Source organism: Duganella vulcania, assembly GCF_009857655.1.
GTDB lineage: Bacteria > Pseudomonadota > Gammaproteobacteria > Burkholderiales > Burkholderiaceae_D > Rugamonas > Rugamonas vulcania.
Genome location: NZ_WWCX01000085.1, coordinates 21,021 through 27,363, shown reverse-complemented (window position 1 = coordinate 27,363; position 6,343 = coordinate 21,021). Strand labels below are relative to the sequence as shown.

The window sequence follows — 6,343 nt, the reverse complement described above, 5'->3', positions numbered from 1 at the left end:
GCCGTCCCGCCCGGCGATCCGGCCGGCCTGGCGCTCACGCCGCTGGGCGCCGGCGCGCTGGCGCCGATCGCCGGCATCGCCCTGTTTGACGAGGGCCAGGCGCTGGCCATCGCCAGCGGCAAGCGCCTGACCATGTGGGACGCCACGACCGGCCATCCCCGCTACGCCTGGTCCACCAACGAGACCATCCAGGCGCTGGCCGGCAACACCGCGCTCGGCCGTTACGCCGTCGGCGAGGCGCAGGGCGCCGTCACCGTCAGGTCGGCCGCCCATGGCGAGCTGCTGTACCGCGGGGAGTTCGGCGGCGACGACCTGAGGCTGGCCTTCTCGCCGCAGGGCCACCAGCTGGCGGTCGGCCGCGGATCGGTGTTTTTCTCGCCCGGCACGCCGCGCCTGTCGCTGCTCACGTTTGCCGATCCGCACGACCCGGCAACGGCCAAGGTGCGCGACTTGCCGGACATCAAGCAGGACGTGCAGGCGCTGGCCTACAGCAGCGACGGCCTGACCCTGGCCAGCGGCCACATGAACCTGGACAACGACCCGGCACCGCGCGCCACGTTGAAACTGCTCGATAGCCGGAGCGGCGCCGAACGGCCCTCGCCTTTTGCCGCCACCCGCAGCGCGGTGCAGGGCCTCGCGTACGCGCCCGCCAGTCCGCTGCTGGCCATCGCCAGCGCGGAAAGCCTGCTGCAGGCCGGGCGGAATTTTCTGTTGTGGGACGCCGGCGCCGGCCAGCTGCGGCACACCGACCCGGACCGGCATTTCAATAACAACGTGGCCGTCTCGCCGGACGGCAAGCTGGTGGCGCTCAGCGCGCTGCTCAGCGACGACGCCGCGCTAACGCTGTGGGATGCTGCGCGCGGCAGGCGGCTGGCGGCGCTGCCCGGCCACAGCGCCCGGGTGGCCGCGTTGGCGTTCAACGGCGACCATCAACTGCTCAGCGGCAGCGAGGACGGCACGGTGCGCCTGTGGCGGATGCCGGCCGCGCCGCCGGCCGTGCTGACGCCCCAGGCGACGCTGGTCAACTTCCGCGGCAATGCCGACTGGCTGGTGGGCGCGGCAGACGGCCAGTTCGACACCAGCAATCTCGACCGCCTCAATGCGCTGGCCTGGATCTTTCCGGACGACCCGCTGCGGGCCTTTCCGGCGGAAATCTTCACGCGCGCCCTGTACCGCCCCGGGCTGCTCGGGCGCCTGCTCGCCTGCGCCGGCAAGCCCGGCTGCGATCTCCCGGCGCCGCCGACGCGGATCGATGCCCTGAACCGGGTGCAGCCCGAGGTGGCGCTGACCGCCGTGCGTCCCGGCCGCACGCCGGACGAGGTGCTGGTGGAGGTGCGGGTCAGCGGCCGGAGCGATCCCAGCCAGCGCAACGGCCAGACCCAGACCGACGCCTACGACCTGCGGCTGTTCCGGGACGGCAAACTGGTCGGCCAGTGGCCGCCGCCGGCGTCCGCCGGCACCGGGGACACCGGCCTGGACGCGTGGCGCCAGGCCACCCGGGTGCCGGACGGCAGCCATGTGTTTCCGGTGCGCCTGCCGCGCAGTTCGCCGCGGCGTCCGCTCGAATTGAGCGCCTACGCCTTCAACCGGGACCGCGTCAAGAGCGCCACGGTGCGCTGGTCCGGCGCGCTTCCCGCCCCGGCCGGCGCGCCGGCGGCGCCCAGGGCCTACGTGCTCACGGTCGGCGTCAACGCCTACGACGATCCGGCCTTGACGCTGCAATTCGCCGCCAAGGACGCGCGCGACATGAGCGCGGCGCTCAGCCGCTTCCAGGACTACGAGGTGGTCCGCCTCAGCTTGCTGTCCGACCACCCGCACGGCGACGTGGCCGCCGTCCGGCAAGCCACCAAGGCCAATGTGCGCGACGTGCTCGCGCTGCTGGCGGGCGACGGCGGCGACGCCCGCGCGCGGCTGCGCGCGGTGCCGGACATCGACCAGGCGGCGCTGGCGCGGTTCGCCGGCGCCACGCCCGACGACCTCGTCATCGTGACCTTCTCCAGCCACGGCTACGCGGATGCCGGCGGCCAGTTCTACCTGCTGCCGTCCGACACCGGGCACCACGGCGGGCCGGCGCCGCTGGACCGGGAACGGCTCATCTCCAGCACCGACCTGTCGCTCTGGCTGCGCCAGGTCGATGCCGGGCACATGGCGCTGATCATCGACGCCTGCCACGCCGGCGGCTTCGTCGATGCCGCCGGCTTCCGGCCCGGGCCGCTGGGCGACGCCGGCTTCGGCCAGCTGGCCTACGACAAGGGCATGATGATCCTCGCGGCCACCCAGGCCAGCGACGTGGCGCTCGAGGTGGGCCAATTGCGGCAAGGCTTGCTGACGTACGCTCTGGTCAATGCCGGCCTGGCGCCCGACCGGCGCACGCCGTCGCGGCTGGCCGCCGACACCGACGGCGACGGCGGGCTGACGCTGCGCGAGTGGCTGAATTACGGCGCGCAGCAGGTGCCGGCGCTGTACGCGGCCATCCGCAGCCGCACGCTGGCGCTGGACCCGGCGCGGCGCGATCCGTCGGTCGACCCCGAGCGCTGGCTGGAGCAGCTTGCCCGGAAGGGCCAGACGCCGGCCCTGTTCGATTTTCAACAAGGTGGCGACGACCCGGTGTTGCTGCCGCCGCGGCCATAACGCCGCGCCCCGGGGGCACCATGCACCATACGCTGAAACGGGCCGCCGCGGCGCTGGGCTATGCCCTTTGCGCGGGCGGCGCCTGGGCCGCCGATAGCGCGGCCGCGCCGCCCGCCGCCCGCGCGGAACTGAGCATCGCCGCCGCCCACCGCCAAGGCATCAGCTCGCTGACCTGGAGCGCGGACAGCCAGCGCATCCTGTCCACCAGCGCGGACAACAGCGCGCGGCTGTGGGACGCGGGCAGCGGCGCCTTGCTGCGGGTGTTTACCGCCACCGGCGGTTTCGTGCGCGGCTACAGCAACCGCATGCAGGACGCCGCCTTCGTCGACGCCGACCGCCAGCTGGCCATCGGCGCCACCGACGGCACCCGGCTGTGGAACGTGGCCGACGGCCGGCTGCTGGCCACGCTGGACGGCGACACCGACATGGTCTCCGCGCTGGCCGCCTCCCCCGCGGCCCACCTGATCGCCACGGCCGGCAACGGCGCTCCGGACCAGGGCGCGCGCTTGTTCCTGCGCCTGCACCGCCCGGGCGCCGCCGCGCGCGAGCTCGACGTGCGCGACCTGCACCAGATCGACGCGCTGGCCTTCAGTCCCGATGGCACCCGGCTGGCATTGGCCGCCGCCGCCATCACCCGCGCGGGACCCGGCGGCGTGGCGGTGGCGCCGGCGGTGCGCATCATCGATCCCCGCGACGGCCGCCTGCTCGACGACATCAAGCTGCCGTCCGGCACCGCGTCGGCGGTGCGCTTCGACGGCGACGCGCGCCTGCTCTACCAGGTCGACCGCCAGGTGTTCCTGCGCGACCTGGGCAGCGGACGCACCGTTGCCTACGCCGCCAACGCCGCCGCCCTGTCGGCCGACGGCGCCGTCCTGGCCCTGTATTCGGGCGAGCCCAGCCGAAGCGCCGACAATACCGAGGCCAGCGCCGCCGCGCTGTATAGCGTGGCCGGCGGCCAGCTGCTGGAGCGGCTGCCCTGGGCGGGCGCCGAGTACGAGCGCACGGTCAACCCGGTCAGCCTCTACGCATTTTCCCCGGACGGCCACCGGCTGGCGATCGGCTTTCGCGACGGTAAACTAGCGATCTGGGACCGCGCGCGGCACCGCTACAGCAGCGTATTGCCGGCCCGCCCGTACGGCCCGCTCCACCTGGCGCTGACCGATCGCAGCGGCACGCGCGCCGTGCTGCCGACGCCGAATGGCATCGCCGTCTGGGACCTCGACAACGGGCGCCGGGTGGCGATCGACATTGCGCCGGAAGCGGAACGGATCGCCATCAGCCCCGACGGCACACAGGTGCTTGCTGGCGGTTCGGCGCGGCTGGCGATGTGGGACGCCGCCACCGGACGCCAGCGGTGGAGCGCGGCCGGCAACATCGGCGGCCTGGCGGCGCTGGCCTTCCATCCCAGCGAGGATCTGCTGGCGACCGCCACCTACTCCAGCGTCTACTATTGGAAGGCCAGCACCGGCCAGCTGCGGCAAACCCGCGCCACCGGCCTGCACAGCATCGCCGCGCTGGCCTATTCCGGCGACGGCCGGCTGCTGGCCATCGGCGACGAGCTGGGCGAGGTGCAGCTCTATCCCGCCCGGCGCGGGCCCCGCCGGTACACCATCGCGCCCCCCGGAATCAATGCCACCGTCACCGGCATGGCGTTCAGCGCCGATGCGCGCCAGCTCACCGTCACCTACGGCAACGGCTATAACCGCACGCTGGTGTATGACGCCGTCAATGGCAAGCAGCTCCATCCCGCCGGCGCCCACGCGGCGGCCATCACGACGCTGGCGCTGGGCGCGGACGACCTGCTGGTCACCGGCGGCGAGGACGCCATCGCGCGCATCTGGAACGGGCGCACCGGCGCGCAGCGGGCAAGCATTGCGCACAGCGGCGCGGTGCAGGCCGTCAGCCTGAGCGCCGACGGCCGGCGCCTGTTCACCTACGCCGACTACAACATGCGCGTGTGGGACCTGAGCGATCCGGAGCGGCCGCGCGCCGTGCTCCGCTTTGACGAATTGCCGTTCCGGCGCTGGGCGGTCACCGACCCCGAGGGGCGCTTCGACACCGGCGACCTCGACACCGGCGGCGCGCTGCATTGGCTGATGTCGGACGCGCCGCTGCGCCCACTGCCGCCGGAAATCTTCATGCGCGATTACTTCGAACCCCGCCTCGCGGTCCGGATGCTGGCCTGCAGCATGGCACGGCCGGACCCGGCGGCGGCGTGCCAGACCGCGTTTCCCGCGCGCGCGACGGTTGCAAGCCTGAACCGGGTGCGGCCCGTTGTGGAAATCACGCAAGTCCGTCCATCGAGCGAACCGGGCTACGCCCTGGTGCGGGTGGCGGTGACGCCCGGCACGGACCCGACGCAGACCAACCGCAAGACACGCAGCGACGGCTACGACCTGCACCTGTTCCGCGACGGCCAGTTGGTGCAGCGCTGGCCGCAACACCCGGATGGCAACGATGACCCCGGCGCCTGGCGCTTGCGCACCCATCTCGCCCCCCGCGCCGGCCAGGCCAGGTTTGAAAAGGAGTTCAGCGTCCGGCTGCCCACCACGGCGCATGAACGGCCGGTGGAGTTCAGTGCCTACGCCTTCAACGACGAACGCGTCAAGAGCGCCACCGCGCGCGACGCCTCGCTGGTGCTGCCGGCCACGCCACACCGGCCCCGGCCGAAGGCGTACGTGCTCAGCGTCGGCATCAACGGTTATGCGGCACCGTCGCGCGCGCTGCGTTTCGCGGTCAACGACGCGCGCGCCATGAGCCGCGCGCTCGCCGGACTGGAGGGTTATGACGTCGTCAGCGTGGTGCTGGCTTCGGAAACCGCCCCCGCCTCCTGGCAAGCGACCAAGGCCAACATTCGGGAGGCACTGGCGCGCCTGGCGGGTGCGGACGCCGACCCCGGCCGTCTCGCCGGCGTGCCGCAAGCAGGCCAGCTGGCGCGCGCGGGTCCCGACGATTTGCTGGTGCTCAGCTTTTCCAGCCACGGCTACACGGCGCCGGACGGCAGCTTCTACCTGCTGCCGTCCGATTCCGGTCCGGACCAAGGCAAAATCGAAGCCGCGGCGCTGCCCGGCTTTATCTCCAGCGACGAACTCAGCGCCTGGCTCGGCCCAATCGACGCCGGGCAGGTGGCGATGATCATCGATGCCTGCCATGCCGGCGCCGCCGTGGAGCAGACCGGGTTCAAGCCCGGCCCGATGGGAGACCGGGGCCTGGGCCAGCTGGCCTACGACAAGGGCATGCTGATCCTCGCGGCGAGCCAGGGCGACGACGTGGCCATGGAAAGCGGGCGTCTGCGGCAAGGATTGCTGACCTATGTGCTGGCGCGCGATGGCCTGGCCCCCGTCTCGTCAACCGATCCGTCGCTCAGGGCCGATCACGACGGCGACGGCCAGCTGACGCTGGCCGAATGGCTGCGCTACGGCGACCAGCGGACGCCGGGCCTGTATGAAGACTTGCGTCACGGCCGGCTGAAAATCGAATACGTCGGCAAGGATCCGGATCCGGGTCCCGATTTCTATAGGAAGGCACTCCGGCGCGCCCAGACGCCCGCACTGTTCGATTTCACCCGCGGGCGGCTTACTGCGGTGATGTCACGCCTGGCCGAACCCCCGCTGCCAGCCGGGGTTACCCCGCTGCCAAAAAAAATCATCCGGCAGCAAATACCATATCCGGAGCGTGGGCCATAGCACCACATGGCGCCGGCACCCATGGC

2 protein-coding genes are annotated in these 6,343 nt (G+C 72.4%); both read left to right on the top strand.

From position 1 onward, the window contains the following. Positions 1-2,631, top strand: a 2,631-nt coding sequence (locus GTP90_RS28180; RefSeq protein ID WP_175048264.1) for a caspase family protein, incomplete at its 5' end; no start/stop codon positions are given. A 20-nt stretch (positions 2,632-2,651) separates the two neighbouring features. Next, the gene (locus tag GTP90_RS28175; protein ID WP_161086621.1) at positions 2,652-6,317 is read left to right on the top strand and encodes a caspase family protein; all 3,666 of its coding nucleotides are present in this window, start codon (positions 2,652-2,654) and stop codon (positions 6,315-6,317) included. The last annotated feature ends 26 nt before the right edge of the window (positions 6,318-6,343 follow it).